Origin of the sequence: Yoonia sp., assembly GCF_014859355.1 — a bacterium.
Lineage (GTDB): Bacteria > Pseudomonadota > Alphaproteobacteria > Rhodobacterales > Rhodobacteraceae > Yoonia.
On the sequence record NZ_JACUUJ010000021.1, the window covers coordinates 16,317 to 38,165 of the forward strand.

The 21,849-nt window shown below is 55.4% G+C and carries 28 protein-coding genes; 17 read left to right on the forward strand and 11 right to left on the reverse strand.

Annotation, left to right across the window (positions count from 1 at the left end; translation table 11 throughout):
- Window positions 1-139 precede the first annotated feature (139 nt).
- The 3 genes from rpsT to mutM form a co-directional block, all read right to left on the reverse strand.
- Window positions 140-403: a 30S ribosomal protein S20 gene (gene rpsT / locus IBX59_RS09110; RefSeq protein ID WP_296374694.1), complete on the reverse strand. Its 264-nt coding sequence runs from the start codon at window positions 401-403 to the stop codon at window positions 140-142.
- A gap of 149 nt (window positions 404-552) precedes the next feature.
- A complete protein-coding gene (locus tag IBX59_RS09115; protein ID WP_296374696.1) occupies window positions 553-1,329 on the reverse strand; it encodes an enoyl-CoA hydratase in 777 nt (258 codons plus the stop codon).
- Between the two features lie 62 nt (window positions 1,330-1,391).
- Window positions 1,392-2,243 (reverse strand): bifunctional DNA-formamidopyrimidine glycosylase/DNA-(apurinic or apyrimidinic site) lyase, encoded by an 852-nt coding sequence (gene mutM / locus IBX59_RS09120; protein ID WP_296374698.1) that lies wholly within the window; start codon window positions 2,241-2,243, stop codon window positions 1,392-1,394.
- Between the two features lie 85 nt (window positions 2,244-2,328).
- Here mutM and ubiE point away from each other — a divergent pair, with 85 nt between their 5' ends.
- Together ubiE and ubiB are read left to right on the forward strand one after the other, a co-directional pair.
- Window positions 2,329-3,081 carry a bifunctional demethylmenaquinone methyltransferase/2-methoxy-6-polyprenyl-1,4-benzoquinol methylase UbiE gene (ubiE, locus tag IBX59_RS09125; protein WP_296374700.1) on the forward strand — a complete coding sequence of 251 codons (753 nt, stop codon included), beginning with the start codon at window positions 2,329-2,331 and terminating at the stop codon, window positions 3,079-3,081.
- 1 nt (window position 3,082) lies between these two features.
- Entirely contained in the window at window positions 3,083-4,609 is a 1,527-nt protein-coding gene (ubiB, locus tag IBX59_RS09130) for a 2-polyprenylphenol 6-hydroxylase (RefSeq protein WP_296374701.1), read from the forward strand.
- A 56-nt stretch (window positions 4,610-4,665) separates the two neighbouring features.
- Here ubiB and IBX59_RS09135 read toward each other — a convergent pair whose 3' ends face one another.
- Entirely contained in the window at window positions 4,666-5,325 is a 660-nt protein-coding gene (locus IBX59_RS09135; protein ID WP_296374703.1) for a flagellar hook capping FlgD N-terminal domain-containing protein, read from the reverse strand.
- A 9-nt stretch (window positions 5,326-5,334) separates the two neighbouring features.
- Window positions 5,335-6,693 carry a flagellar hook-length control protein FliK gene (locus IBX59_RS09140; RefSeq protein ID WP_296374706.1) on the reverse strand — a complete coding sequence of 453 codons (1,359 nt, stop codon included), beginning with the start codon at window positions 6,691-6,693 and terminating at the stop codon, window positions 5,335-5,337.
- 105 nt (window positions 6,694-6,798) lie between these two features.
- Here IBX59_RS09140 and IBX59_RS09145 point away from each other — a divergent pair, with 105 nt between their 5' ends.
- The 6 genes from IBX59_RS09145 (at window position 6,799) to IBX59_RS09170 (ending at window position 10,859) form a co-directional block, all read left to right on the forward strand.
- A complete protein-coding gene (locus IBX59_RS09145) occupies window positions 6,799-7,092 on the forward strand; it encodes a rod-binding protein (RefSeq protein ID WP_296374707.1) in 294 nt (97 codons plus the stop codon).
- The gene (gene flgN, locus IBX59_RS09150; RefSeq protein WP_296374709.1) at window positions 7,085-7,426 is read left to right on the forward strand and encodes a flagellar export chaperone FlgN; all 342 of its coding nucleotides are present in this window, start codon (window positions 7,085-7,087) and stop codon (window positions 7,424-7,426) included. Before IBX59_RS09145 ends, flgN begins: the two co-directional genes overlap by 8 nt.
- A gap of 208 nt (window positions 7,427-7,634) precedes the next feature.
- On the forward strand, window positions 7,635-9,173 hold the full coding sequence (locus IBX59_RS09155) for a flagellin (protein ID WP_296374711.1): 1,539 nt from the start codon (window positions 7,635-7,637) through the stop codon (window positions 9,171-9,173).
- A 92-nt stretch (window positions 9,174-9,265) separates the two neighbouring features.
- Window positions 9,266-9,640, forward strand: a complete 375-nt coding sequence (flaF, locus tag IBX59_RS09160) for a flagellar biosynthesis regulator FlaF (protein ID WP_296374713.1) — start codon at window positions 9,266-9,268, stop codon at window positions 9,638-9,640.
- Window positions 9,640-10,041, forward strand: coding sequence for a flagellar biosynthesis repressor FlbT (gene flbT, locus IBX59_RS09165; protein ID WP_296374715.1), 402 nt, complete (start codon window positions 9,640-9,642; stop codon window positions 10,039-10,041). Before flaF ends, flbT begins: the two co-directional genes overlap by 1 nt.
- Window positions 10,041-10,859, forward strand: coding sequence for a DUF1217 domain-containing protein (locus IBX59_RS09170; protein WP_296374717.1), 819 nt, complete (start codon window positions 10,041-10,043; stop codon window positions 10,857-10,859). The genes flbT and IBX59_RS09170 overlap by 1 nt, the downstream gene beginning before the upstream one ends.
- Window positions 10,860-10,867: 8 nt before the next feature.
- Here IBX59_RS09170 and IBX59_RS09175 read toward each other — a convergent pair whose 3' ends face one another.
- Entirely contained in the window at window positions 10,868-12,226 is a 1,359-nt protein-coding gene (locus tag IBX59_RS09175; protein ID WP_296374719.1) for a FliI/YscN family ATPase, read from the reverse strand.
- Between the two features lie 82 nt (window positions 12,227-12,308).
- Between IBX59_RS09175 and IBX59_RS09180 the strand changes: the two genes are divergently transcribed.
- Genes IBX59_RS09180 through IBX59_RS09220 form a run of 9 tightly spaced genes read left to right on the forward strand, consistent with a single transcriptional unit; the run spans window position 12,309 to window position 16,830 of the window.
- Window positions 12,309-12,692: a FlgB family protein gene (locus tag IBX59_RS09180; protein WP_296374721.1), complete on the forward strand. Its 384-nt coding sequence runs from the start codon at window positions 12,309-12,311 to the stop codon at window positions 12,690-12,692.
- A gap of 12 nt (window positions 12,693-12,704) precedes the next feature.
- Window positions 12,705-13,097: a flagellar basal body rod protein FlgC gene (gene flgC / locus IBX59_RS09185; RefSeq protein WP_296374724.1), complete on the forward strand. Its 393-nt coding sequence runs from the start codon at window positions 12,705-12,707 to the stop codon at window positions 13,095-13,097.
- 12 nt (window positions 13,098-13,109) lie between these two features.
- Complete coding sequence (gene fliE / locus IBX59_RS09190; protein ID WP_296374726.1) at window positions 13,110-13,388, forward strand: flagellar hook-basal body complex protein FliE; 279 nt, start codon at window positions 13,110-13,112, stop codon at window positions 13,386-13,388.
- On the forward strand, window positions 13,388-13,654 hold the full coding sequence (locus IBX59_RS09195; RefSeq protein WP_296374728.1) for a flagellar biosynthetic protein FliQ: 267 nt from the start codon (window positions 13,388-13,390) through the stop codon (window positions 13,652-13,654). The genes fliE and IBX59_RS09195 overlap by 1 nt, the downstream gene beginning before the upstream one ends.
- Window position 13,655: 1 nt before the next feature.
- Window positions 13,656-14,372 carry a flagellar hook-basal body complex protein gene (locus IBX59_RS09200; protein ID WP_296374730.1) on the forward strand — a complete coding sequence of 239 codons (717 nt, stop codon included), beginning with the start codon at window positions 13,656-13,658 and terminating at the stop codon, window positions 14,370-14,372.
- Window positions 14,373-14,384: 12 nt separating this feature from the next.
- Window positions 14,385-15,170, forward strand: a complete 786-nt coding sequence (gene flgG / locus IBX59_RS09205; protein ID WP_296374732.1) for a flagellar basal-body rod protein FlgG — start codon at window positions 14,385-14,387, stop codon at window positions 15,168-15,170.
- Complete coding sequence (gene flgA / locus IBX59_RS09210) at window positions 15,167-15,580, forward strand: flagellar basal body P-ring formation chaperone FlgA (RefSeq protein WP_296374734.1); 414 nt, start codon at window positions 15,167-15,169, stop codon at window positions 15,578-15,580. Before flgG ends, flgA begins: the two co-directional genes overlap by 4 nt.
- 8 nt (window positions 15,581-15,588) lie before the next feature.
- Complete coding sequence (gene flgH / locus IBX59_RS09215; RefSeq protein ID WP_296374736.1) at window positions 15,589-16,311, forward strand: flagellar basal body L-ring protein FlgH; 723 nt, start codon at window positions 15,589-15,591, stop codon at window positions 16,309-16,311.
- A 21-nt stretch (window positions 16,312-16,332) separates the two neighbouring features.
- A complete protein-coding gene (locus IBX59_RS09220; RefSeq protein ID WP_296374738.1) occupies window positions 16,333-16,830 on the forward strand; it encodes a flagellar basal body-associated FliL family protein in 498 nt (165 codons plus the stop codon).
- On the opposite strand, the gene IBX59_RS09225 is transcribed toward IBX59_RS09220, so the two are convergent.
- From IBX59_RS09225 to IBX59_RS09245, 5 genes are read right to left on the reverse strand one after another with little or no spacing between them, the layout of a single operon-like run.
- Window positions 16,818-17,213, reverse strand: a complete 396-nt coding sequence (locus IBX59_RS09225; protein WP_296374741.1) for a hypothetical protein — start codon at window positions 17,211-17,213, stop codon at window positions 16,818-16,820. The genes IBX59_RS09220 and IBX59_RS09225 overlap by 13 nt on opposite strands.
- A complete protein-coding gene (gene flhB / locus IBX59_RS09230) occupies window positions 17,210-18,292 on the reverse strand; it encodes a flagellar type III secretion system protein FlhB (protein ID WP_296374743.1) in 1,083 nt (360 codons plus the stop codon). The genes IBX59_RS09225 and flhB overlap by 4 nt, the downstream gene beginning before the upstream one ends.
- A complete protein-coding gene (locus IBX59_RS09235; RefSeq protein WP_296374745.1) occupies window positions 18,289-19,071 on the reverse strand; it encodes a flagellar biosynthetic protein FliR in 783 nt (260 codons plus the stop codon). The genes flhB and IBX59_RS09235 overlap by 4 nt, the downstream gene beginning before the upstream one ends.
- The gene (gene flhA, locus IBX59_RS09240; protein ID WP_296374748.1) at window positions 19,068-21,158 is read right to left on the reverse strand and encodes a flagellar biosynthesis protein FlhA; all 2,091 of its coding nucleotides are present in this window, start codon (window positions 21,156-21,158) and stop codon (window positions 19,068-19,070) included. Before flhA ends, IBX59_RS09235 begins: the two co-directional genes overlap by 4 nt.
- Window positions 21,155-21,826: a transglycosylase SLT domain-containing protein gene (locus IBX59_RS09245; RefSeq protein ID WP_296374750.1), complete on the reverse strand. Its 672-nt coding sequence runs from the start codon at window positions 21,824-21,826 to the stop codon at window positions 21,155-21,157. The genes flhA and IBX59_RS09245 overlap by 4 nt, the downstream gene beginning before the upstream one ends.
- Between the last annotated feature and the right edge of the window lie 23 nt (window positions 21,827-21,849).

Below are 21,849 nucleotides of genomic sequence, written 5' to 3' on the forward strand. Positions count from 1 at the left end.
GGGGATTACGGGAAAAGAATCTGCGCGCCTCGAAAATTGATGCAAAAATTCATCACAAGATGCTGAAGTCAAAAAAACGCGCGCCGGGGTGGCGCGCGTTCTTGACGTTTAAATGATAATTTGAACCAGTGGGCAGCGATCAGGCGACGGCTTTTACCCGAGATGCCAGACGCGACATTTTCCGCGACGCCGTGTTTTTGTGCATCACACCTTTGGTGACGCCACGCATCAGTTCGGGCTGTGCGGCTTTCAGCGCAGCAGCAGCAGCAGCCTGATCACCAGAGGCGATAGCTTCTTCGACTGCGCGCAGGAATGTGCGAATCCGCGAACGGCGCATTTTGTTGATTTTGAAACGAGCTTCGTTCTGGCGGGCGCGTTTTTTGGACTGTGGCGAATTTGCCATGTGTTCGTTACCTTCGTCGGGTCAATATTTGTCAAATAGCGCATAAGCCCCGACCGGGTTCAGAACCGGTGATTCTGGCCAAAGCGGGCCTCACGCGCATGTATCAGGGAGGCATTAAGGGATTTCCCGGGAAAAAGAAACCCCAAAACCTAACGATCGCGGAACTGGGCCTCGCGCTTTTCAAGAAAGGCCGCCATGCCTTCACTTTGATCTTCAGTCGCAAACAAGGACTGAAACAGCCGACGTTCGTAATTCAGCCCCTCGGCCAGTGTCGTTTCATAGGCCCTGTCCACCGCATCCTTGGCGCCCATGGCGGCGATCTGGGATTTCGCCGCAATCTTTTCCGCGGCCCCCTTGGCCTCGGCCAAGAGCTTTTTGGCGGGCACGACACGGCTGACAAGCCCGCTGCGCTCGGCCTCTTCTGCATCCATGAAGCGGCCGGTCAAATGCATATCCATGGATTTTGATTTGCCGACAAAACGGGTTAACCGCTGGGTGCCGCCAAGCCCCGCGATCACACCAAGGTTGATCTCGGGTTGGCCAAATTTTGCTGTATCCGCCGCGATGATAAAATCGCACATCATCGCCAATTCGCATCCACCGCCCAGCGCGTAACCTGCCACGGCGGCTATGATCGGTTTGCGAATACGGTTGAACCGGTCTGATTCATTCTCGAAAAACCGCTGCTGATACATTTCAACAAAGGTTTTATCCGCCATTTCGCTGATGTCGGCCCCTGCCGCAAAGGCTTTTTCCGACCCGGTAATGATGATGCAGCGCACCTTGTCGTTCGCGTCCGCGTCTTCCAGGGCTTTGCATAGCTCTCGCAACAGCGCGCCATTGAGCGCATTCAGCGCATCTGGCCGATTTAGCGTGATGGTCGCCACATCATCGCTAATGTCCACAATTATCGTTTCAAAAGCCATTGGTTGATCCCCGTCAGCAGTGGTCAGGCCACTTGATTAGCAAAGCGCGGGACCGGATCAAGCTATCTTTGACATTGCGGACAAAAGAAAGATGAGCGTCCCGCCTGCACGATTCTCTGTATTTTCTTTTCGCAACGGGGCGTTAGGCAGGCTGCACCATCGCGGCCATAAACTTGAAAAACATGCTGAAAATATCCCAACTCGCCATCTGCCTGCCGATAATCACGTAGCGATGACCCGCCAGCGGCGATGGCTTCGCCCAGAACATCGCGCACCAAGGGGACCAAACCCGCGATCCGATCTGCACTGATACGATCAGATTTTCGGGCCGGATGGATGCCCGCGCGAAACAAGACTTCGCACACATAGATATTGCCCAGCCCCGCCACAACGCGCTGATCCAACAGCGCCGATTTGATCGGGGTTTTACGCCCCTTCAACCGCGCGATCAGATAGGGTGCATGAAACGAATTCCCCAAAGGTTCTGGCCCCAGATCACGGATCAGCCAATGATCGTCCTGCCTATGCGTTGGCAGCAGATCCATCGCGCCAAAACGACGGGCATCATTAAAGGTAATGCGCGCACCATTTGCCATATACAGCACCACATGGTCGTGTTTTGCTGGGGCCGGGTGCGGATGATGAAATGCACCAACCTGATGGCCGGAAATCAGCATCCGCCCCGACATACCCAGATGGATCAGCAGCGTTTCGCCGCTGTCCAGATCCGCAAGTATGTATTTTGAACGGCGGCGCAGGCCCAAAACCCGCGTGCCCGTCAAACGCGCAGCCATTGCATCGGGGAAGGGCCAGCGCAGATCGGGGCGGTTTACATCCGCGCGAACAATGACCTGCCCTTCCATGACGGGGGCCAGGCCGGCCTTGACGGTTTCGACTTCGGGCAATTCTGGCATGGGTGACTTTCTATCGTCGGGCCGGCATTGTAAGGCTTTGTGCGCGCCCTATAGTTTGACCCAGCGCAAAGGACCACAAGACCCGATGACACAAGAAAACGAAAACACCACCCATTTCGGGTTTGAAACTGTCCGCGAAGATGAAAAAGCGGGGCGCGTCCGGGGGGTATTTTCTTCTGTCGCGCGTAAATACGACATCATGAACGACGTCATGTCAGGCGGCATTCATCGGCTGTGGAAAGACGCCATGATGGATTGGCTGGCACCGCGTCCCGGGCAACGCCTGCTGGATGTGGCGGGCGGAACGGGGGATATTTCGTTCCGTTTTCTGAAACGTGCGGGCCGAGGGCAGGCAACAGTGCTGGACCTGACGGAACCGATGTTGATCGAAGGCCGCAAACGTGCCGAGGCTGCGCAGATGTCCGACAGTCTGGATTGGGTTGTAGGCGATGCAATGGCCCTGCCGTTCGAAGACAACACATTCGACGTTTACACGATTTCCTTTGGCATCCGTAACGTCACACGCCCCCAAAAGGCGCTGGACGAAGCTTACCGCGTGCTGAAACCCGGTGGACGGCTGATGGTGCTGGAATTTTCCCAGCTGCCCAATCCGATGATGCAGGCCGCCTATGACGCTTATTCCTTCAATGTCATTCCGCGGATGGGGCAAATGATTGCCGGCGACCGCGACAGTTATCAATATCTGGTGGAATCCATCCGTAAATTTCCCGATCAAGACACTTTTCTGGGCATGGTCCGTGCCGCAGGGTTCGAAAACGCCAAATACCGCAATTTAACGATGGGGGTCGCTGCGCTCCATTCGGGTTGGAAACTGTAACGTGCGTGGACCACACAACATTATCCGTCTGATCCGCACCGGTGCGACATTGGAACGCACGGGCGCTATGAAAGTCGTGCTGGATGCTTTTGACGCAGGTCCGCTGCTACGGATCACCTTTCGCACGCTGGTCTGGCCGTTCCGCTGGCTGGGCTACAAAGGCGATGTCACGACACCGCCAGCAGTGCGAGCGCTGACAGCGCTAGGCCCGGCCTATATCAAATTCGGGCAAATCCTTTCTACCAGGCCCGATGTGGTGGGTGACGAACTGGCGGTGCAATTACGCGTCTTGCAAGACAAATTGCCCCCCTTTTCGATGGCTGACGCCAAGGAAACGATCCAGAAGGAACTTGGCGTTCCTTTTGATCAATTGTTCAGCGCATTTTCAGAACCGGTTGCTGCGGCATCTTTGGCGCAGGTTCACAAGGCGCATCTCGCCGATACAGGCGAGGCTGTTGCGGTCAAAATTCTCCGGCCCGGCATCGAACGCGCGTTTCGACGCGACATTGATGCGTTTTATTTTGCGGCCCGCGCCATCGAACTGCTATCGCCCGCATCGCGCAGGTTGCGGCCGATTGACGTGATTACCCATTTCGAAGGGGTGGTCATGGGCGAACTGGATCTGCGGCTGGAAAGCTCTGCCGCGGCGGAATTCGCGGCCAACACGGAAAACGACACGGGTTTTCAGGTGCCGCAAATTCGCTGGCATCTGTCTGGCCGCCGGGTCATGACTCTCGACTGGGCCGAAGGCACGAATATTGGGGACAATGCCGCGCTTGACGCGGCGGGGCATGACCGGCGGGCGCTGGCCACACGTGTGTTGCAGCTTTTTCTGAACCATGCGCTGCGCGATGGATATTTTCATGGCGACATGCATCAGGGCAACCTGAAGGTGGCCGCTGATGGCAACATCATCGCCTATGATTTCGGAATCATGGGCCGGATCGACGAATACACGCGGCGTGTTTACGCCGAAATTCTGTTCGGCTTTATTCGCAAGGACTACCAGCGCGTGGCCGAGGTGCATTTCGAGGCGGGCTATGTTCCCGCTGACCGTGATGTTGATGAATTCGCCCGTGCCCTGCGCGCCGTTGGCGAGCCGATTTTCGGCATGGACGCCAGCCGCATTTCCATGGCCCGCCTGCTGAGTTACCTGTTCGAAGTGACCGAAAGGTTTGGCATGGAAACCCGGACCGAACTGATCCTGCTGCAACGCACCATGGTCGTCGTTGAAGGCGTGGCCCGGTCGCTAGACCCGCATATGAACATCTGGCAAGTGGCGAAACCTGTTGTCGAAGACTATGTCAAAGACAGTATTGGCCCCAAGGCATTGCTGCGCGATCTGGCCAAAACTGCTATGATTCTGGCGCGCTTCGGCCCGCAGTTGCCACGCCTGACCGAGGACGCATTGATCCGGTTAAACAACCCGCCAGCGCCACCAAAACCACAACGGCGCATCGCACGGCTATCATGGATGGCCTTGGGGGCAGCCATTGTCGGGACTGCGTGGATTGCCAGCCTGCTTTAGCATGATTGCCAAAGACCAACGGCCTTTTTCTGTTAGTGGGTTTTCAGGCGGATTTATCATGATGGATTACGCAGAGCTGATACCTGCGCGCTGGTGATTTCAACCCCACCGTCAAGGATCAACATGGTCTGCCCACCTTGAACACGGATTTCGGTCACTTTGCTGTAGACATCGATTGGATCACGCGCGACCTCTTGCCCGCCGGCCAAGCTGACCAGCTTGAAGGTATAGACCCCCGGCGCGAAGGGTGCGCCACCGGGGCCCACGCCCGCCCATTCCACCGTCTCCGTTGTGGCCGGAATATCAATGCGCTGCACCTCGACCCCGGTTTCAGTACTGACGACGATCTGCGCCCGGTCCGCGATCATTGCCGGATTGGGCGCGAGTATGACAGGCGCGCCGTCAAAATATGCAGGGGCCGCCGCGCGCACCTCTTTGCCTACCCAGGACGCAATATCTGCCAATCCGCTGATGTTTAGCTGAGCCGTCAAATTTTTCAGCAGGTCATTCGTCAGTACCGCCTGTTCGACCCCTGAAAAAGTCGCCAGTTGCACGGCATAATCCGACGAATCAACCGGGTTAAGCGGATCCTGATTTTGCATTTGAACAGTAAGCATACGCAAGAATGTCTCAAAATCAGAACTGATTTTTTGTGTGGGCGGCGCCGGGGCTGCGGCGTTGGCCCTCGATTCAGTCGCTGTTTGTGCAATTTCCATTTTATATCCCTACAAACGCATATCCAGGCTGGAGTTTGACCCGACTTGTGGCGCAATGATCATCTCAGAAACGATAGCGTCAGCATTGGGTTCTACGGCATCAAACGCCGGCTTTGGTTGCGCGTCAGCATCGGCCGCCCCACCATCGCCACCAAAAGAAAATGCAATATTATCATAACCCAAGGCGCGAAATTCTTGTGTTAGCGCATCAATATGACGACGCATGAGGTCGGTTGTTTCCGGTCTATCCGCCAAAACATGCAGCGTGATCGACTGATCAGCGACCGTCATTGTCATGCGCACGCGACCCAATTCTTCGGGATTCAAGGCAATTTCGGTCGTTTGGCCCGACTGGCCAGACAAGACGACAGCCATTTGCCCCGCGACATGGCGAATCATCTCGCCTCCGGAGGGTGTCGGTGCCGCAATGGCATTTTGCGGTTGGCTTACAATGACAACACGCTCTGACGCGATGGGATCCGCAATTATATCAGGCAGTTGTTCTGTCTTTGCGTGGCGTTCCCCCTGCCTTTGTCCGTTTGTCATTTGTGACAGGGCGCGGGCCAGCAGAGGAGCCATTGCCGGTTGGTCCTGTTCAAGTGGTGCAGCCTGCATCGATATCCCAGGTAGCAGCGCATTGCCGCCTGACCCCTTTGATGCCGTCAGCGCACTGGCCTGGGCCTCAGTTGCTGCCGCTGCTGCAAGCCCGCTCGCCATGGATTTGTTCGGGCGCGCGATGATCGCCACTGCAGGTATTGCGCCCGACATTGGCATAGACACAGCACCGGCCGGTGGCAACCGAGACGGCGGACTGCGACCAACCGTATCAGCCATGGCCGCCCCGAACAGTTGCCCCGACTGATGCTGCTGCAGGTTCAGCGGCATGACAGCCAACGATTGTTGCGGCGGCATAAAGAGCGCCCCTGGCGGAAAGCGTCCTTCAAACATGGTTTGCGCAAGTGAAATTGGCGGCTTAGCGGCCGCCAGCATCGGCGGATTTTGTGCTTTGTTCTGTTCCGGTCTCTCATTGGTCGGATCAGCCAATTCCCCCACTGGCTGCAAATCCGGGCTGTGATGTGGCACGCCTGCACTTGTAGCGGGCGCAAGTTGCACGTCAGCCGCGACAGGCGTCCGTTCGGATGCGGGCGCACCGGCATCGCCGACCAGTAGCACCCCGGAATCCGCCATCGATTCATGATCTGGCACCGTGATATTTTCATCTTCCCGTGAGATAGGAAGCAAATTCAATATCGCCGCAAAAAAGAATTCAGGATCAGATTCACCATCCATCACTGGCTGCGTCTCCACAGACACTGATCGCGCATTAACGGCCATCCATGCGGCATCGGGCGTTTGAAGCGGTGTCATCGAATCTCCTGCATAGGCTGCTTTGGACATATCTTTGCGCAAAAAACTTACTGATTGTTTACGGCTCTCGGTCAAAACGGAAAAATACTCACGACGGAGAACCCGATGACGACAATACCTGTTCTACCCGCCCCTCGCGGCGCCGCTTCGATTCCTGATTTTGTAAAATCAGATGCACGACTTTATGACGCGGCCCAGAAGATGGAGGCAACTTTTCTGGCAGAAATGCTGAAATCTGCCGGGTTTGGCACAGGACGGCAGGCATTTGGTGGTGGCGTGGGCGAAGAACAGTTCACCTCGTTCCTCCGCGAAGAACAGGCCCGCGGGATGGTCGAAGCCGGTGGAATCGGCTTGGCGCAGGCTTTATTTGAAGCGATGAAGGTCCGGTTAGATGGTTAACCGGGCCGTCAAACAGTTGCAGGAGGTGCTTGAAGCAGAGCGCAAAGCCATTTGCAGCGCCGACTTTGACAGTCTGGCTGATCTTGCGCAAAGCAAAGCACAAATCTTCGCGGCTTTTGCGCACAGCGACCCTGATCTGGACCAGATCGCCAAAGTCAACAGGCAATTTGCCGAAAACCAGACATTGCTGGCTGCGGCTATCGCTGGCGTTAAAACCGCCCGCGACCGCATCGCTTTGCTACAAAAAGTGCGAGACGAATTGGGCGTTTACGACCAGAATGGCCAAATGGCCAATGCCGCAACTCCCCACCCTGGACTTGAAAAGAAAGCCTGATTTTGGATCAAATTGTGCGTATCTCACCATCTGATCTTAACGAATTTTTCAGCGCATCACCAGCAAAGTCAGGTCATCGCCAAAATGGCAGCATAGCCCTGAATTTGGGGCTTTAGACCCGTCAGAATGACGTTTCAACCCGCATCAATACATGCGGATTTCTGAATTATCCGGGTGTAAAGCACCCCCTTTCCAAGGACCATGCAACATGTCCAGCATACTGACAAACAACAGCGCAATGGTTGCGCTACAGACCCTGAAATCCATCAACGGTGATCTGTCCAAAACACAGGCAATGATCTCGACCGGCAAGGAGGTTGGCTCCGCAAAAGACAACGCCGCCGTTTGGGCAATTTCGAAGGTCATGGAATCTGACGTCAAGGGTTTCAAGGCAATTTCAGAAAGCTTGTCGCTCGGCAGCTCTTCGGTGGCCGTAGCACGCAATGGCGCCGAAACCGTGACAAACCTGTTGACCGATATGAAGGAAAAAATAGTCGCGGCTCAGGGTGAAAACGTTGACCGGTCAAAGCTGCAGGACGATATCAAAGCTCTGACAGATCAAATTGCCTCTGTTGTTGGGGCCGCGCAGTTCAACGGGCTTAATCTGCTCAAGGGCACGGCAAGCGTGAATGTTTTGTCCTCACTTGACAGGGCGAGTGATGGCACGGTCACTTCGTCCAATATCACAGTCGCACGTCAGGACCTGAGCTTTGATGCCGGTTCATACGGCACCGGTGCGGACCTCAGCACGAATGTCACAACGACATTGGGGGGCAACCTTGCCGCAGACGGGACGGGCGATGCGTTTTCAAATGGGGCGAATAAACTTGCCGCAACTGTTGCCGGTACAATCACCGCTGGTGAAACATACAACTTCCAGATTGCCGGTGAAACCGTCAGTTTCACCACCACGACCCCTAACGCGAACGACCTTGCAAACGGATTGACTGCAGCCATCAACGCCGCTGGGATCGAAGGGATCACCGCCGATGTCAATGCCGCAGTCATCACGATCAATTCAACTTCAAAATTTGAAGATGTCATCGTCAATACCACTGGAAATGGCGGTGCTACATTCGCTTTGCAAGCAAACGGTGTGACAGCGGCTGCAAGCACGACAAACACACAAACAATCAATGCGCGCGCATCAGAGCTCACATTTTCGACAACGGCAGGCGTCAACGAAGGCGACGGTTATCGCGCCACTATTGGCGGCGTCAACTATGACTATATCGCCGGTCCGGGCGAGACATTTGAGGATGTCGCACGCGGGTTGAAAACAGTGATTGACGGTGCAGGTCTCGCCAATGTTGAAACCAACGTGAAACAAGATGCAACAACAGGCGCATGGACCCTGCAGATCGACAATGCAGGCACCGCGTTGACCCTAACCGAAGCCGGGGCTGCCGGTGGCAAGGCAACGGGGGGGCTTGTGGGGCTCGACAAGATGGATGTCACCACCGGACGCGGGGTCACCGCCGCATTGAGCAATATCGAAACGCTAATCAATACAACCATTGATGCCGCAGCTGCTTTCGGGTCAAGCCAGGGCCGAATCGAAACGCAGTCTGATTTCATTTCAAAACTGACTGATTCTCTGAAATCAGGCATTGGGGCATTGGTTGACGCCGACATGGAAGAAGCGTCTGCCCGGCTACAAGCATTGCAGGTGCAACAACAGTTGGGTGTGCAGTCCTTGTCGATCGCCAACCAGGCTCCGCAGACAATCCTGTCATTGTTCAGATAAGTCAGCCAAGTGGCGTCGCACCACGCGGCGCCACTTTTCTTTAGCCGCGGCAAAGCCGCGCTTCGTTCAATATTGTCCCGGAAGGACCACACGTGAACGCCATCGAACAAGCCCGGCAAGCATATGCCCCAACCCAATTCTCGATCCGCACTAACCGTTCGGTCGAAGCGCAACTTTTCAGCCAGATCACAGCAAGGCTGAGACAAGCGGCGACGGGCCAACCTACCAACTTTCCTGCCCTCGTCGCAGCCGTGCATGAAAATCGCCGGATGTGGGCGGCCATGGCAGCGGACGTTGCCGATGGTGACAACGCCCTGCCGCGCCCGCTACGTGCGCAGATTTTCTACCTTGCAGAATTTACCGAGACGCACAGCCGTCGGGTTTTGCGCCACGACGCAGACGTCAGCGCACTCATAGACATCAACACAGCCGTCATCCGCGGTTTGAACAGTCGCGGGGTCGCGTGATGTCTGGCCTCGTGCTGAAGTTAAATCCAAAAGAACGCGTGTTGGTCAATGGCGCCGTTATTGAAAACGGAGACAGGCGTAGCCGGTTATCAATTCTGACACCAAATGCAAATATCCTGCGCTTGCGTGATGCTATCCGCCCGGAGGAGGTGAACACACCTGTGCGCCGGGTGTGCTATATCGCCCAGCTTGTCCTGTCTGGGGATGTGGCGAAAGACGATGCCAGACTGCAGATCCTGCGCGGGATTGAACAGCTCAGCCAGGCATTGCGTGATCAGGAAAGCCGTGCGCAACTTGACGCGGCAACAGATGCGACAGATCGCCATGATTATTATCGTGCGTTGAAAGCCTTGCGCAACTTGCTCCCGCGCGAAGCGCGATTGCTTGCGGGGCATAATTGATGGTGTTTCAACCTGTGACCCCACTTTCCGGCTATGCGGGCTGGCGGTTTCTGCAACGTACCTTAGAATCCCAGCAGTCCGCATTTGTTCAAGCTCAGCCCGTGACCCGTGCTACAGATTATTTTCGCAAAAACATCCCGCAGGTGCGCACAGCAGATGATCTTGTTAATGATCGCAGGCTGTTGTCTGTGGCTTTGGGGGCCTTTGGGCTGGATGACGACATCAAAAACAAAGCTTTTATCCGCAAAATTCTTGCGGACGGCACAATCGCCGATGATGCGCTCTCAAACCGGCTTGCAGATAAACGTTATCAAGAGTTTAGCCGGACCTTTGGTTTTGGCGATAGCCCCGTGCCGCGCACGGCGCTGTCATCATTTCCCGACCAGATTATCGCTCGTTTTGAGGTCCGCCAATTTCAACGTGCGGTGGGCGAGCAGAACAATGATCTGCGTCTTGCTCTGAATGTCGAACAAGGCCTTTCTGACATTAACTCTGCTACCAAAAGCCAGAATGCCAAGTGGTTTTCAATCATGGGCAACACCCCACTCAGAACCGTTTTTCAGACGGCGCTTGGACTGCCGACCGGGTTGGCAAGCATTGATCTGGACCAACAACTTGACGTGTTCAAGCAGAAGGCGAAATCGACCTTCGGAACAGACGACATTGGCGAGATTGCCAGCCCCGCCAATCAAGAAAAACTGATTCGACTGTTTCTGGTTCGGACAGAAGCAGCCACCATAAGCGTCAGCACCGGCGCATCGACGGCCTTGACGCTTTTGCAGGCATCACCGCGGCCCCTTCTTTTAGGCGCGCCGTGACCTGATCGTCAGGTCTTTGTCTCGCCGATTTCATCGGATTTCATCTGACCCCCATTCCCGACGATCGCTTGACGCAATTTTGCAAAATGGGCCAAGCTGCCGCGCCCATCATGTAGAGACAAGAATGTGTCCAGTTTTGGATAGGCTGCGACAGCCGCATCCAAATCCTTGTCGGATCCTTCAGCATATAACCCCGCCTGAATCATCAACCGCGCCGATTCATAACGGCCGAGCAATCCGCGCGCTTGCGCGATCATTTTGTTTTCTTGTGCGCTCGCCGCAGCGGGCAAAGACCGTGATACGGATCGCAACACGTCAATCGCAGGGAATCGCCCGCGTTCGGCGATCGCACGGTCCAGCACAACATGACCATCCAATACACCACGCAACATATCTGCCACCGGTTCATCCATATCAGACCCGGCCACCAAAACCGAAAAGACTGCGGTAATATCCCCCATCTCGCCCGCGCCCGGCCCGGCGCGTTCACACAGTGCCGCGACCGCAGGACCTGTCGATGCAGGATAACCCCGCAAATTCGCCATCTCACCACCCGCGACCGCCAATTCACGATGCGCCTCGCAGAACCTGGTCACGGAATCCACCACCAACAACACCTGCTTGCCTGCATCCCGAAAGTGCTCGGCCACGGCAACGGCGGCCCATGTGCACCTTCGCCGCACCTGCGGTGCCTGATCCGATGTCGCGGCAACCACAACCGATCGCGCCATGCCCGCCGGCCCCAACACATCCTGCACAAAATGACGCACTTCGCGCCCACGTTCGCCGACCAGCGCAATCACGATGACATCTGCCACAATATCCCGAGCAAGATCCGCCAAGAGCGTCGATTTTCCGACCCCGGACCCGGCGAAAAGCCCGATCCGCTGGCCCTGCACCAACGGAAGCAACGTGTTGAACACGGCTAAACCCGTTTCCAACCGGGCGCCCATTGGCCGCCGGTCATGCGGTGCGGGCGGTGCCGCGCGTAATGGGCGAGGCATCAGGCCCGGCAGCAAGGTTCGGCCATCCAAGGGGCAGCCATCAGGGTCTATGACCCGGCCCATCCACGAGTTATCGGGGGCAAATGGCGGGGGCTGCATCATCTGCACCCGATGCCCGATTGAAACCCCGTCAAGCGGGCCATCAAACAGCACATGCGCGCCCTGCGCATCCAGTTTTACAACCTCACCCATGCTAGTCTGTACCCCAAGATGGATTGTCGCACGATCCCCCACCCGCACGGTATCAACCAATCCGCCAACCTGAATCATTCCGGCAGACACACCAATCACCCGCCCAACCCTGTGCATGGGTGTCAGTGATGCAATGCGCGCCGTCATACGCTCAAACAAATCTGCCGTCATTTTCAATCTCTCCGGTTAACCACACCTCTTCTTAAGGAATCAGGCTTAAGGCTTTGTTGAAGCCAACAGAGGGAGAACCCCGATGTATAAATCACTGGATCTTTTCCAGACAGCTATCGCAATGGCGCGTCACGCAGGGGCAGCGCAAGCCACGGTTGCGCACAATATTGCCAACGCCGACACGCCTGGCTTTCGGGCGAAGCAGGTCACATCATTTCGCGCGACATTTGAAACCGGCAATAACACACCGCTGCGAACGACCCGGCCCAGGCATTTAACGGGCCATTCCGTTATGCAGAGCTCAAACAGCCCCCTGGCCAGCAACAATGAACCGTCCCCGAATCGGAACACCGTATCGCTTGAGCAAGAGTTGCTAAACGCTGTTTCAGTCAGCCGTGAACACAATCAGGCGCTCGCTATTTATCGCCACGCAATGACGGTGCTGCGCACCAGTCTTGGAAAATAGGAAAGGCATCCCATGACAGACTTCAGCGAAGCCATGTCCGTTGCGACAAGCGGCATGAAGGCACAGGCAAGCCGGCTGCGGCATGTGTCGGAAAACATCGCGAACACAGATACGCCCGGATATCGGCGCAAGGTCATTTCTTTCGAAGAAATGGTTACGCGTGGCCACCATACAGGCGCTGTAACAACGGGCCGGTTACGGCTGGATCAAACGGCGCTGGCCCGAATCTATGACCCGGCAAATCCACTGGCCGACGCAACCGGCCACTACGACGGATCAAACGTCAACCTGCTGGTCGAGGTTGCAGACGCGCGCGAGGCCCAGCGCAGCTACGAAGCCAATTTGAAAATGTTCGATCAGGTGCGGCAGATGTCATCCTCCCTGCTCGATCTTCTTCGCAATTAAAGGAAAAAGCACATGAATATCAGTTCACTCGTCGCACAGAACTACGCCGCTAGTAAAACGGTGACAGCCCCCGGTGTCAGTGATGGAAATGCAGCTTTAGTTGCCGCAAAGGATTTCATGGCGACATTACAGGCCAGCGAAAACACGGCCCTGTCGGCCATGTCAGCTGGGGCAGACCCCCATGCGCTGGTGCAAGCGCTCGCCCAGACAGAACTGGCCGTGCAAACCGCCGTGACCGTGCGCAATAAGGTCGTCGAGGCCTATCAAGAAATTTTACGCATGCCCGTCTGATGGATAACACCCTGTTTTACGACATTCTGCGGCAAGGACTTTGGACCGCTTTCGCGATCTCGCTTCCCATTCTGACGGTCGCACTGTTGGTTGGCCTCTTGGTCGGCTTGTTTCAGGCGCTGACATCAATTCAGGAAATGACGCTGACCTTTGTGCCAAAACTGGCAGCCATCATAGGGATTTTCTGGGTCACCATGGCCTTCATGTCCGAGACACTCGTCGATTTGTTTCAAAACACCCTGATCCCCGTCATCGCAGGAAGATAAAATGGATAATGCATCTTATACGACACTGACCCGTCAATCCGGCTTGATGCAGGAAATGCAGGTCGTAGCGAACAACATTGCAAATGCAGCAACAACCGGGTTCCGTGCCGAAGGTGTCATGTTTTCGGAACATGTCGTTGCCTTGGGGCCGGATAGCCCATCGCTATCCATGGCCAAGGCGGCCGTGCGGGAAACGATCATGACGCAAGGCACACTGACACAGACCGGCGGCAGCTTTGATCTGGCGATCGAAGGCGAAGGCTTTTTCCTGATAGACACACCCGCAGGCCAGCGCCTCACGCGGTCGGGTGCGTTCCAGCCCAATGAAAACGGCGATCTTGTCACAGCGGATGGTCATCCTGTGCTGGACGCAGGCGGCGCGCCTGTCTTTCTACCGCAGGGTACTGGCCGTATCGGGATCAGCCCGGACGGCACAATCAGTGCCGGTGGCCAGCCCGTTGGGCAAATCGGGCTTGTGGTTCCGACGGACCCCAATGGTCTGATCCGTGAAAGCGGTGTCATGTTTGCCGCGCCAGCGGGGTTTGGCCCGGCTCCGACCCCCCGCATGATTCAAGGATTTCTGGAGGATTCGAACGTGAATCCGATCTTGCAGGTTGCCCGCATGATCGAGGTCCAGCGCGCCTACGAGTTGGGCCAAAGCTTTTTGGAAAACGAGCACGAACGCATTCGCGGCGTCATTCAAGCCATCCGCAGCTAAAGGAGAAACACCATGCGCGCCCTTAAAATTGCCGCCGCGGGCATGTCCGCCCAGCAAATGCGGGTCGAAGTCATATCCAACAACCTCGCCAATATGAACACAACCGGTTACAACGCAAGGCGGGCTGAATTTTCTGACCTGCATTATCAGCAAATGGCCCGCCCCGGCACGATCAACGCGTCCGATGGAACAGTCCTTCCTACCGGTGTGCAATTGGGGTTGGGTGTGCGCGCCAGCGCGGTTTCCATGATGCTGGCGCAGGGCGCGCTTGCACAAACCGGCGGTGACCTTGATCTGGCCATCGAAGGCGATGGATACCTTGAAATCACCATGCCATCAGGCCTGTCCGCCTATACCCGCGACGGGGGGCTAAAGTTGACGGGGGACGGGCAAATCGTCACCTCAGACGGCTTCCCCGTCGTGCCGGATACAACAATCCCGCGCGATACGCGGTCGCTGTCCATCAACGCCGAGGGCGAAATTTATGGCTATTTTGCCGATCAGGTCGCGCCCCAATTTCTGGGCCAGCTCACATTGGCCGGTTTCACCAATCCAAAGGGACTGGAGGCCATCGGGTCAAACCTGTTTCTGGAAACACCCGCATCCGGCCCGGCGCTTGTTGCGGTCCCCGGCGAAGACGGCCTGGGCCTGCTCCGGCAAGGTTATCTGGAAGACAGTTCAGTCGATCCGGTGCGCGAAGTCACCGACCTTATCGAAGCACAGCGCGGATATGAGCTGAACTCAAAGGTGATTACAGCCGCCGACCAGATGTTGTCGTCCATGGTGCAGATCCGATGATCCGCTTGATCGCCCTGCTTTTGATGGCCACCCCACTGGCCGCGGAAACGGTCGTTGCAGCGCGCACGATACAGGCGCAAAGCATGATCCTGCCCGAAGACGTGCTGATCCGTGACCAATTTATCCCCGGCAGCATTGCCAACCCTGCCGATGTGATCGGCATGGAGGCACGCATCGCGCTTTATGCAGGCCGGCCGATTCGGCCGGGCGATATTGGTTTTCCTGCAGTGGTCGAACGCAATCAGATCATTCCCCTTCACTACCACCGCCAAGGGCTGATTATCTCGACCGAAGGGCGTGCGCTGGGGCGTGCAGGACCCGGCGATATGATCCGGGTCATGAACCTTTCTTCGCGCACGACCGTAACCGCCCAGATCGGCGCTGACGGTGCAGGCTATGTCGCACAATAGGGGGTATAATGCGCAAATTAACCATCTTCATCTTGGCCATGGCAGGATGCACCAGCACACCGATCGGCAAACCACCGCCATTTACCCCGCAGGAACGCACCCTTGAGCGGGACGCAATGCAATACGCCGGCATGATGACACCCGTGCAAATAACGTCACTTGGCCCGTCATCGCGCGCCTCGCTCTGGACAGGCTCACGCGGGTCATTGCTGGGTGACAGGCGCGCAGCGATGACCGGCGACATTCTGACGGTTGTTATTGAAATCGATGACCGTGCCGAAATTTCAAATTCGTCCGATCGCTCTCGGTCTGCCTCTCAGCGGGCGGGGCTTCCACAACTCATCGGAATTCCGCAACGGCTGGATCCAAAGTTGCCCGATGGGGCCACCAGCGCCAATCTTGTCGATCTCAACTCACAAAGCTCTGCATCGGGCAACGGCACGGTGCGGCGCAACGAAAAATTGACCCTGCGTATCGCCGTCACGGTCACTGATGTCTTGCCGAACGGCGTTCTTGCAATTGTTGGATTACAAGAGGTGCGGGTCAATTTCGAACTGCGCGAATTGATCGTATCCGGCTTTGTCAGACCAGAAGATATTTCCCGTCAGAATGAGATTACTTACGACAAAATCGCCGCCGCCCGCATTTCATACGGCGGGCGCGGACAGATCTCGGACATGCAGCAACCGCGGGCAGGCCAACAACTGCTTGAAACGATCTTGCCGTTTTGATGCGCACGGAAAGGAAACCTGATGAAATCGTTTTTAGTACCGCTCTTTCTACTTTTTTTAGGGGTTGGAGCAGGGGCCGGGGCCGGGTTCTACCTTCTGCCTGCACCAACGCAGGATGCAGAAAACCTCGCGGCCCCCTGCGGCGATCCAGACGATACCGCCAGTAAAGCGCCGATTGCGCCAGCCATTCCCGAAGAACGTGAATACGCCAAGTTAAACAACCAGTTCATTGTTCCTGTGGTCAAAGATGGAAAAATCGCCGCGCTTGTTGTTTTATCATTGAACCTCGAGGTGGCGGCAGGCAGCCGGACGGCTGTTTTTGCAACCGAACCAAAACTCCGCGACTCATTTCTGCAAGCCATGTTTGACCATGCAAACAACGATGGATTTTCAGGCAATTTCACAAGCGGAGAAAAAATGTTTGCTTTACGAAAAGACCTGTTACGCCGCGCCAAAGATATCATCGGAGCCGAGGTCACTGATGTTCTGATCACCGATATCGTGCGTCAGGATACGTAATCTCTGCTGCGCGTAACAGTCCGCAGAAGGGTGCGTTCGACTTTATTTTGCAAAGCGCGCGTCGCCATGTCCCGGCCAAAGGCGCGCGTCAGCTTCATCTTACAAGTGTCCTTTTCCGACAGAACTTGCGCCAATTCACCGTTGATAATAGCGCGCCGTTGATCTACCCATTGATGCCAATGCAAATCGGCCCATGCGACTGCTGCGGCATCATCTGCCGGAAACCCACTGGCAGCGCGCACTTTCCGGCTTTCAATCAACTGTGCCAAATTCCGGCGCAAACGTGCTTCTTTTTGCAGCAAGGCTGCCATCTCGGACTGAATTGCACGAAACTGGACAGCTGTCAGCTCCACTAATTCTGCGAGTTGTTTACGGTCGTTCATCGTTGACGAGCCTTTTTACGGATCGTTTCAGCAAAACGAATTGCGACAGCAACTGCACGGTAATGATCCGGGCTAATTTCCTGCCCAATTTGAACAGTGGCGTAAAGCGCACGCGCCGTCGGTGGATCTGCGTGCAACGGGACACCGTTTTCATGCGCGATTTCACGGATCGTCGCAGCTATTTCATCCACGCCCTTTGCAACACAAACTGGCGCGCCACCGGCCATTTTGTTCCAGCGCAGCGCAACAGCAAAATGCGTTGGGTTCACGATAATGACATCTGCTTTGGGCACATCTGCAAGCATCTTGTTCATGGCAATTTCCTGGCCCTTCTGACGCCGTTTTTGTTTCATCACTGGATCGCCTTCAGCCTGTTTCAGCTCTTCCAGAAATTCTTTTCGGCTCATCCGGTTCTTGCGGATATGCTCGGCCTTTTGCCATAAATAATCGCCCGCCCCCAAGACAAGCGCGACCATGCAAACCAGCGCCATCATCTGTAACAGCATTCGCCCCAATTCGGCGACGATAAGCCCCGTTTCAAGCTTCATACTGCCAATGATCCGGTCTGCCTGCGCGAGCATGAAGAACCCAAGGATGACGCCATAGATCAGAAGCTTTGTCATGCTTTTGACGAACTCAAACAGCCCCTGACGCCCAAATTTATTCTTGAAGCCGGAAAGTGGTGAAATTCTATTTAACTTGGGCTGCAATTTGCTGGGCGCGACAACAAAGGCGCGCTGAACAATCACGGAAAGGACGCTTAAAATAGCAGGCAATGCAAACCACGGTGCGAGGTTGATCAGCACCTGCGACATGACACCAACGGCGATTGGCCGCCCGCCTCCTGCGAAAATCAACTGGCCCAATTCCACGGGTTGTGCCAACAAAATACTCAGGTTGGCACCAAGTCTTGACAGCAGCCCAGCGCCAAGCGCCGTCGCGACAACAAAAAAACCGGCGTATGCCGCTGCAGTTGTCAGGTCATTCGATTTGGCGATCTCACCCTTGGCTCGTGCGTTATCAAGCTTTTTCTGAGTCGGTTCAAATTGCTTTTCATTGTCGTCCTCGTCAGCGCTCATTGGACTGCACCAAAAGGAACCATCATAAAATTAGCATAGGCCGCCAGCCAGATCGCCAACATGATCGGCGCCGCCAAGAAGAACAGCAACAAACCACCGGCGGTAATCGCCGGAGCGCCAACGAATGATACCATCAACTGAGGCATCGCTCGGTTGATCACGCCCAAAACCACGTTGTAGATCAGTGATGCAATCAAAAATGGCGCCGCGAGAGTGAAACCAAGAGTAAAAGCGCGCGTCACCTCGGCCATTCCCACAGTGCTGACCATATCACCGTGCAAGGCAACGCCGAAGGGAACCAAACGATAACTGTGGATCATATATGAAGCGGCCTGCACATGCAGTCCCGCCGCAGCAGCAAGCGCTGTGCCCGCAACAACCAACGTGTGCGCGATGGCAGGTTGCGGATCAACGCCGGCGCTGCCACCAAAGATTTGGGCCAACGATGTCGATTGCGCAGCAATTGACCCTGCTAATTGAAGGGCAAAGATAAAAAAACGCAGCAGGATCCCAAAGAACAACCCAGCCAGAAACTCAGGCCCCAGCAGCGCGCTCGCATCGAACAAGCTTTGTGGGACTGATCCGATCAATGGTGCAATTGCAGGGGCAACGACAAAGGTAAACATCACTGATAACGCAAACCGAATCCGCATCGGCACGACCTGATCCCCAAAGGCCGGAATGACCGCCATCATGGCAGAAATGCGGATGAAAACAGCGAACCCCAACCACAAGATCTCTTGTGATATTGGCAAAAACGGCTGGAGTTCCGCTATCATGACGGCACCAGTCCCACCAATGCTGGGCGCGCCTCGATCCCGATTTCCTCGAATGACAGAACCGGGTTCATGATGCCTTTGGCTGCCATTACGGTGCGTAAAAAGCGTCGGCGCCGCATCGAGGTCACGACAGCAGCATAGGCACCTCTTTCGGCAGCCTCACCCAGTTTTTCGGCAATACCATCTGCCAATTTGTTAAAGCTGTCCGGCGGCAAGGCGACGTCACCACCCCCTCTGCTCGTGCGGATTTCATAGGTCGTGAACGTGTCCTCCCATTCGGGGGCAAGCTGCACCAGTGGGATCGTGCCATCTGGCCTGCGCATTTCCGCAACGAGCTGAAACCCTAGCCGCTGCCGCACGTGCTCTGTGATGGCATCAACAGATTGGAATAACTGACGCCCCTCTGCGGTCGCTTCGAGAATGAGAGGCAAATTACGAATCGAGACGCGCTCTTCCAACAAAAGCCGCAGGACCGATAACAGCAGGTCAATCGGAACTTTATCCGGCATAAGTTCATCCAGCATACGACGATTTGCATCAGCTCGCGCCGGATCACTCAGGTTGACCATCTCATCCAGTCTGCGCCGCAGTGCACGCAAGGTCAGTAATCGTGGAAAATTCCGCTTGACGATTTCTAGCAAGTGGGTGGCGAGCACCTCAGTTGGCTGGACGGTGGTCAAGCCGGCCAGCGATGCGTCTTCCTGTGCGGCCGGGTCGATCCAGCGAGCGGGGGCACCATAGACAGGTTCCTTGACTGTTTCACCCGGAAAGCCCGGCGCCTCATCATCAGACAAAAGCATGAGTATCTGATTTGCGACCAGACGGTCACGCACCTGTTCTACCCCTTGCACCCGCACCAGATACGTCCCCGGCGGCAAAGCCGCGTTGTCAGTAAGCCGAATTTCGGGCAATAAAACACCAAAAGATGTTGCGACGTGGCTGCGCATATTTGCAATCCGCGCATCGAGGCCCGTTCCGGGATCAAGGACCATTTCGACTAGATCTGGCGCAAATTCGACATGAATATCGTCAAGATCCAGCATGTCACCGATGGAAGATTTTACAACCTCCACATCTTTTTTCGGCAAATCCGACACGGCCGAAATTGCATTTTTCTTCGCCGAAATAGACACGGCATAAGCACAAGCCCCCAGTGTGAGCGATCCAAGGATAAATGGAAGGAACGGAAGCCCCGGAACCAAGGCAAAGAGCCCCATAAGTATGGCAACAGTTGCAAGCGCTGCAGGGTGGCGGCCAAGCTGTCGTGTCAAGGCAATATCTGTGGCCCCTGTCGCCCCCCCTCGCGCAAGCAACAGAGCGGACGCAATTGAAATCACAACAGCAGGTATTTGAGATACCAAGCCATCACCAACAGTCAAAATTGCATATGTTTCAAATGCACGGGCCAAAGGCATACCATGTACGGCTACCCCGATGATCAGCCCCATCACCAAATTCAACATCGTGATCAGCAGGCCAGCAATTGCATCCCCTTTGACAAACTTTGAAGCGCCATCCAGCGACCCAAAAAACGTGGTTTCAGCCTGTTCGCGTTCACGCCTGATCTTTGCTTCCTGGTGGTCGATAGCGCCTGCGGACATATCACTGTCAATTGCCAATTGTTTGCCGGGCATGGCGTCCAACGCAAAGCGCGCGCCGACTTCAGCCATGCGTGTTGCCCCTTTGTTTATCACAATAAAATTGACGATCAGTAAGACACAGAAAACAACAATTCCTAACAGGACATTGCCACCCATCACAAACATGGCAAAACCTTCGATCACATCCCCCGCGGCATTTGTACCTGTATGTCCTTCACCTATGATCAATTTTGTTGAAGAGACGTTCAGAGACAGCCTTAGCATCAGCGAAGCAAGAAGAACGGTTGGAAAGGCCGAAAAATCAAGCGGGCGATCAATAAAAAGCGTGACCGTGAACATCAAGATCGCAAGGGCAAACGAGGCAGCCAAACCGATATCAAGCACCCACGCAGGCATCGGCAGGATCATCATTACGATGACCGCCATAAGTGCGAGAGCGAGCAGAATAGTCGGTTGGAAAATCTCGCGAAGCGTCAGGCCAGTCAACGTTTCGCACCTTCCGGCATTGGGACAAGTGAACCCATCGCGGTTTGCCCACCGCCCGCTTGCAATAGCGGAAACATATTCATGCGCTGCCGTGTTGATGCCAGGATCTGTGAATTTTGCGCCGCAACTGCATAAAAACGATCAAATCGCTTGCGATAGTTTGCTGCTTGCGCCGGCGATCGCGAGTGATATGCACCCGCCGCTGCAGACCAATTGCCAGTCTCGCTATAAAGCTTGCGCAAAAACTGCGCCGCGTAAGCTGCACTGACATCTGGATCCAACATTTCATCCAGAGAGTTGAAATTTTGACCGTGCCAACGGAAATTGATTTGGAAACATCCAAGATCGATACTGGTGCGCCCCGCTGCAATTTGCGCTCTGGCCATCGCTAACGCATCCGCACGACCATCCAACCAATACCCCTTGCCATTGATATTCAGCGTCCATGGCCAAGGTCGAATGTTTCCGCCATCATTCCGGCCCGTTTCAGTTTGCGTAATTGCAAGCAATACGGCAGGCGGCACCGCGAAACGCGCTGCTGCTTTTTGCCCCGCGATAACACAAGAATCTGACACCTTAGAAACGGCAGGCCCTGCGCCCAAAATGACAATTAGCACACCCATGATGAATGGTGCCAAATCGATCAAATTCACCCATCGGCCGTTCATGAAAATGCACCTTTACAATCTGC

Excerpts from the sequence above, each read along its gene's own strand:
- rpsT (WP_296374694.1), bottom strand. The coding sequence starts at position 403 with ATGGCAAATTCGCCACAGTCCAAAAAACGCGCCCGCCAGAACGAAGCT.
- IBX59_RS09115 (WP_296374696.1), bottom strand. The coding sequence starts at position 1,329 with ATGGCTTTTGAAACGATAATTGTGGACATTAGCGATGATGTGGCGACC.
- mutM (WP_296374698.1), bottom strand. The coding sequence starts at position 2,243 with ATGCCAGAATTGCCCGAAGTCGAAACCGTCAAGGCCGGCCTGGCCCCC.
- ubiE (WP_296374700.1), top strand. The coding sequence starts at position 2,329 with ATGACACAAGAAAACGAAAACACCACCCATTTCGGGTTTGAAACTGTC.
- IBX59_RS09135 (WP_296374703.1), bottom strand. The coding sequence starts at position 5,325 with ATGGAAATTGCACAAACAGCGACTGAATCGAGGGCCAACGCCGCAGCC.
- IBX59_RS09140 (WP_296374706.1), bottom strand. The coding sequence starts at position 6,693 with ATGACACCGCTTCAAACGCCCGATGCCGCATGGATGGCCGTTAATGCG.
- IBX59_RS09145 (WP_296374707.1), top strand. The coding sequence starts at position 6,799 with ATGACGACAATACCTGTTCTACCCGCCCCTCGCGGCGCCGCTTCGATT.
- flgN (WP_296374709.1), top strand. The coding sequence starts at position 7,085 with ATGGTTAACCGGGCCGTCAAACAGTTGCAGGAGGTGCTTGAAGCAGAG.
- IBX59_RS09155 (WP_296374711.1), top strand. The coding sequence starts at position 7,635 with ATGTCCAGCATACTGACAAACAACAGCGCAATGGTTGCGCTACAGACC.
- flbT (WP_296374715.1), top strand. The coding sequence starts at position 9,640 with ATGTCTGGCCTCGTGCTGAAGTTAAATCCAAAAGAACGCGTGTTGGTC.
- IBX59_RS09170 (WP_296374717.1), top strand. The coding sequence starts at position 10,041 with ATGGTGTTTCAACCTGTGACCCCACTTTCCGGCTATGCGGGCTGGCGG.
- IBX59_RS09175 (WP_296374719.1), bottom strand. The coding sequence starts at position 12,226 with ATGACGGCAGATTTGTTTGAGCGTATGACGGCGCGCATTGCATCACTG.
- IBX59_RS09180 (WP_296374721.1), top strand. The coding sequence starts at position 12,309 with ATGTATAAATCACTGGATCTTTTCCAGACAGCTATCGCAATGGCGCGT.
- flgC (WP_296374724.1), top strand. The coding sequence starts at position 12,705 with ATGACAGACTTCAGCGAAGCCATGTCCGTTGCGACAAGCGGCATGAAG.
- fliE (WP_296374726.1), top strand. The coding sequence starts at position 13,110 with ATGAATATCAGTTCACTCGTCGCACAGAACTACGCCGCTAGTAAAACG.
- IBX59_RS09195 (WP_296374728.1), top strand. The coding sequence starts at position 13,388 with ATGGATAACACCCTGTTTTACGACATTCTGCGGCAAGGACTTTGGACC.
- IBX59_RS09200 (WP_296374730.1), top strand. The coding sequence starts at position 13,656 with ATGGATAATGCATCTTATACGACACTGACCCGTCAATCCGGCTTGATG.
- flgG (WP_296374732.1), top strand. The coding sequence starts at position 14,385 with ATGCGCGCCCTTAAAATTGCCGCCGCGGGCATGTCCGCCCAGCAAATG.
- flgA (WP_296374734.1), top strand. The coding sequence starts at position 15,167 with ATGATCCGCTTGATCGCCCTGCTTTTGATGGCCACCCCACTGGCCGCG.
- flgH (WP_296374736.1), top strand. The coding sequence starts at position 15,589 with ATGCGCAAATTAACCATCTTCATCTTGGCCATGGCAGGATGCACCAGC.
- IBX59_RS09220 (WP_296374738.1), top strand. The coding sequence starts at position 16,333 with ATGAAATCGTTTTTAGTACCGCTCTTTCTACTTTTTTTAGGGGTTGGA.
- IBX59_RS09225 (WP_296374741.1), bottom strand. The coding sequence starts at position 17,213 with ATGAACGACCGTAAACAACTCGCAGAATTAGTGGAGCTGACAGCTGTC.
- flhB (WP_296374743.1), bottom strand. The coding sequence starts at position 18,292 with ATGAGCGCTGACGAGGACGACAATGAAAAGCAATTTGAACCGACTCAG.
- IBX59_RS09235 (WP_296374745.1), bottom strand. The coding sequence starts at position 19,071 with ATGATAGCGGAACTCCAGCCGTTTTTGCCAATATCACAAGAGATCTTG.
- IBX59_RS09245 (WP_296374750.1), bottom strand. The coding sequence starts at position 21,826 with ATGAACGGCCGATGGGTGAATTTGATCGATTTGGCACCATTCATCATG.